Origin of the sequence: Streptomyces phytophilus (assembly GCF_013870535.1) — a bacterium.
Taxonomy (GTDB): domain Bacteria; phylum Actinomycetota; class Actinomycetes; order Streptomycetales; family Streptomycetaceae; genus Streptomyces; species Streptomyces phytophilus.
In genome coordinates this window covers 1-4,284 of the sequence record NZ_JACBXC010000477.1, presented here as the reverse complement: position 1 = coordinate 4,284, position 4,284 = coordinate 1, and the positions used below count along the sequence as shown (strand labels likewise).

The 4,284-nt window shown below is 72.8% G+C and carries 3 protein-coding genes; 2 read left to right on the top strand and 1 reads right to left on the bottom strand.

Translation table 11 applies throughout. From position 1 onward, the window contains the following. On the top strand, nt 1-1,035 hold a 1,035-nt coding region (gene obgE, locus H5J30_RS19575; RefSeq protein ID WP_181788709.1), incomplete at its 5' end, for a GTPase ObgE. Nucleotides 1,036-1,235: 200 nt separating this feature from the next. On the opposite strand, the gene H5J30_RS19570 is transcribed toward obgE, so the two are convergent. Next, the gene (locus tag H5J30_RS19570; protein WP_181788708.1) at nt 1,236-3,389 is read right to left on the bottom strand and encodes a hypothetical protein; all 2,154 of its coding nucleotides are present in this window, start codon (nt 3,387-3,389) and stop codon (nt 1,236-1,238) included. 379 nt (nt 3,390-3,768) lie between these two features. Here H5J30_RS19570 and proB point away from each other — a divergent pair. Then, nucleotides 3,769-4,284, top strand: a 516-nt coding sequence (proB, locus tag H5J30_RS19565; protein WP_181788710.1) for a glutamate 5-kinase, incomplete at its 3' end; no start/stop codon positions are given.

Below are 4,284 nucleotides of genomic sequence, written 5' to 3'. Positions count from 1 at the left end.
GCCCCCGGCTTCGCGCTGCTCGGCGAGCCGGGCACCGCGCAGGACGTGGTGCTGGAGCTGAAGACCGTCGCCGACGTCGCTCTCGTGGGCTACCCGAGCGCCGGCAAGTCGTCCCTGATCAGCGTGCTGTCCGCGGCCAAACCCAAGATCGCCGACTACCCCTTCACCACCCTCGTGCCCAACCTCGGCGTCGTCACCGCCGGCTCCGTGACGTACACGATCGCCGACGTCCCCGGACTCATCCCGGGCGCGAGCGAGGGCCGCGGCCTGGGCCTGGAGTTCCTGCGGCACGTCGAGCGCTGCTCGGTGCTCGTGCACGTGCTGGACACCGCGACCCTGGAGTCCGACCGCGACCCCGTCAGCGACCTCGACGTCATCGAGGAGGAACTGCGCGCGTACGGCGGCCTGGACGACCGGCCGCGCGTGGTCGTCCTCAACAAGATCGACATTCCGGACGGCCACGACCTGGCCGAGATGGTCCGCCCCGACCTCGAAGAGCGCGGCTTCACGGTCTACGAGGTCTCGGCCGTCGCGCGTACGGGCCTGAAGGAGCTGTCGTACGGGCTCGCCGGCATCGTCTCCGCGGCGCGCGCGGCGCGGCCGAAGCAGGAGTCGACGCGGATCGTCATCCGCCCGCAGGCCGTCGACGAGGCGGGCTTCAGGGTCGCCCGGGAGGGCGGCGCGGACGGGACCCTGTTCCGTATCACCGGCGAGAAGCCGGAGCGCTGGGTGCGCCAGACCGACTTCGGCAACGACGAGGCCGTCGGCTACCTCGGCGACCGGCTGAACCGGCTGGGCGTCGAGGACCAGCTCCGCAAGGCGGGGGCGAAGCCCGGCGACGACGTCGTCATCGGCACCGGCGAGGACGCCGTCGTCTTCGACTGGGAGCCGGCCATGGCCTCCGGCGCGGAGATGCTCGGCCGGCGCGGCGAGGACCACCGCTTCGACGACCCGCGCCCGGCCGCGCAGCGCCGCCGGGAGCGGGAGGCGGAGCGGGTGGACGAGGAGTACGAGGACTTCGACCCCTTCGCGTGACGCGGGAGCCGTGCGGCGCGCGTCGCGTGCGACCGGGATTCCCGTGACGCGGCACGACGACGGCGGCGGCCCGCGGGATGTGCTCCCGCGGGCCGCCGCCGTTCACGTCTCCAGGTCCGGATCCGCCTCCGGGTCGAAGTCCGCCTCCGCGATCGCGTCGGCGTCCTCGTCCGTCACCGGATCCGTGTCGGGGACGCGGCCTAGACGCCTGCCGGCTCCTCCGGCTCCAGCTCCATCTCCTCGGCCGCGTCCCGACGCTGTGAAGGGATATCGGACTCCCCTCGCGCATCCATGCGCGCCGCGCGCGCGTCCGCCTTGGCGCACAGCGCCACCGCGGCGGCGTTGAAGCGCTCCAGCGACGGCGGGTCGGAGGGTCCGAGCAGGTGCTCCTTCAGCTCGGCGCGGGCCCGGACCAGCGTGTCGCGCTCCGGGTCGCGGACGGCTTCGAGGAGGGCGGGGACCTGCTTCGCCTTCGGGCCGAGGACGGTGCCGGCCCGCACGGTCGGGAACTCCGCCTTGAACTCGGCCTCCGGCAGCCCGCTGGTGTTGGCGACCGCGTACGGCTTCTCGCTGGTCAGGTAGTCCGAGATGACGCTGGAGACATCGCTGACCAGCACGTCCGCGACGTTGAAGCAGGCGTAGATGCCGGGGCGCGAGTCGGTGATGACCTGGTGCTCCCACGCGGGCAGCGAGGCCCAGTACGCCGCCTCCCAGGCGTCGGACGCGGCCTCCACGGCCTCGGCCCGGCCGGCCTCGGGGGAGGACTGCACGAGCATGCGCTCGACCTCGTCGGCGCCGGCCCGGAAGGTCGTCGTGGCCAGCCCGTCCAGCTCCGCCTGCGCCCGGGCCAGCTCGGCGGCGGCCTCCGGTCCGGGCCGTTCGACGCCCCGGCCGGCGGCGGCTGTGCTGTCGGTGCCCGAGCCGCCGGAGCCGCCCGAGCCCTCCGGGCCGCCCGCGGCGGCCTCGGCGACCATGGCGGCGTTCGCCTCGGCGATCATCGCCTGGATCCGCTTGTTGGCCTCGCCCGCGCGCGCGTCGACCGAGCCGGTCAGCGGGTGCGGCTTGTACAGCAGCCGCACCTTGGGGTCGGCGAGCAGCTCGCGCACGATGTTCTCGCCGGCCAGCACGACGGAGGTGTTGCCGGGGTTGCCGTCCCAGCCCTCCCAGGTGGGGGCGTACAGCACGGTGGTCAGGCCGTCGGCGGGGGGCGGCCCCGGGTACGGCCGGATCGGCGCGAGCTGCGGGCGGCCGACCTCGACCACGTCGTGGTCGTCGACTCCGATGTCGGCGAGCTGGTAGCGGTCGCGGGCCGCGGGCCCGGCCACCCACACCTCGTCGTACGCCTTCGCGTACGGGTTGCAGCTCGACAGCTTGTCGCTCTCGCCGTGGTTGGTGAAGGCGTGCTTGATCGTGGGGATGCGCAGCACCTGCGAGGTCTTCCCGGAGTTCGACGGGTGCAGCAGCATCTTCAGCGTCGAGTGCTCCAGGAGCATCAGGTCGGCGACCTTGGGCAGGCAGACGATCGGCACGTCGGTGGCGGTGATCTTCTGCACCATGAAGCGCTCGCGGAGCACGATCAGCGGCTTGCCGTCGAGGGCGGCCAGCGTGGAGACCCACATGTTGGCCTGGTACGCGGACGTGGCGCCGCCGGAGAAGTAGAGGCCGACGGTCGGGCGGTACTCCTGCAGCCAGGCGGCGAACCACTCGCGTACGCGCTGGTCGTCGGCGGTGCGCTTGCCGGGCAGCAGCCACGTCGTCAGGTACAGCGCGCCGCCCAGGCTCAGCGCCAGCGAGATGCCGAGGCCCAGCACGCCCCACACCGCGTCCGCGGTGGCGGCCGTGGTCAGCAGTCCGACGGTGACCGGCACGGAGAGGTAGAGCAGGCGGTGGCTGGAGCGGCGGGCGAGGATCCGCGGCGGCGCGGGGGAGAGGCCCAGCGCGGAGACGTCGACGTTCCGGGTGACGACCGGCAGGGTGCGGTCCCGGCGGACCATGATCGTGACGCCCTGGATGAGGAAGTGCAGCAGGTACGACGACAGCAGCATGACCGTCAGCGGTGACTGCTCCTTCAGCGGCTCGATGCCGTCGATCTGCAGCAGGCCGAAGAGGATGAGCATGTCGCGCAGCAGCTGGCGGACCATGACGTCGAAGCGGACCCTGCTGAGCAGGGAGAGCAGCCCGGGCTGCTGGTGCTGGAGATAGAGGTCGAGGGCGAGGCCGCCCGCGGCCGCGGCGACGAGCAGCGGCACGTTGGGCTTGAGCGCGCCGATGAGCTGCGCGCAATACGCTGCTAGCAGCGCTGTCAGCGCCATGAGCTGCACGGCGCGGCGGGGGGCGATACCGGCTAGAGGCACGGGTGCTGACTCCTGGCAGGGAGGTCGTGAGGACAGTCCCGGGACCGCGTGGTTCCGGGGGTGGTAGGGAGTTGACCCCAGACCGTATGACGGTCATGGGGCAGGAGACAATTCTCCACCCGGCATGGGCGGCCAATCGGGCTCAAATGCGTGTAGCGGGCCTCGGTGACCTTTTCGTTTTTGTGATGAGCGCAATCCGTCCGGGGCCGGAGGGCCGGGTGTCCGGCCCGATGTCCGTACCGTGGGACGGCGCGGCCCCCGGGCGGGCGGTGGCGTAGATTCGCAGTTCCGTACGTATGGGACGAGGGCCGGGAAAGCGCAGGGGTCACAGGTGGCAGGGGCGAGTCGGGAAGCCGCGGCGGGGGCCGGCAGGATCGTCGTGAAGGTGGGGTCGTCCTCGCTGACCACCGCGTCCGGCGGGCTGGACGCGGACCGGGTCGACGCGCTGGTGGACGCGCTCGCCAAGCATGCCGGGCGGGAGATCGTGCTGGTCAGCTCCGGGGCCATCGCCGCCGGACTGGCGCCGCTCGGCCTCGGCAAGCGCCCCCGCGACCTGGCCAGGCAGCAGGCGGCGGCCAGCGTCGGGCAGGGGCTGCTGATGGCCCGCTACACCGCCTCGTACGCCCGCTACGGCAGGCGCGTCGGGCAGGTGCTGCTGACCACCGACGACATGAGCCGCCGCACCCACTACCGCAACGCGCAGCGCACCCTGGAGCAGCTGCTCGCCATGGGCGCCGTGCCCGTCGTCAACGAGAACGACACCGTGGCGACCGAGGAGATCCGCTTCGGCGACAACGACCGCCTCGCCGCACTCGTCGCCCATCTGGCCCGCGCCGACCTGCTTGTCCTCCTCTCCGACGTCGACGGCCTCTACGACGGGCCGCCGACCGCGCCG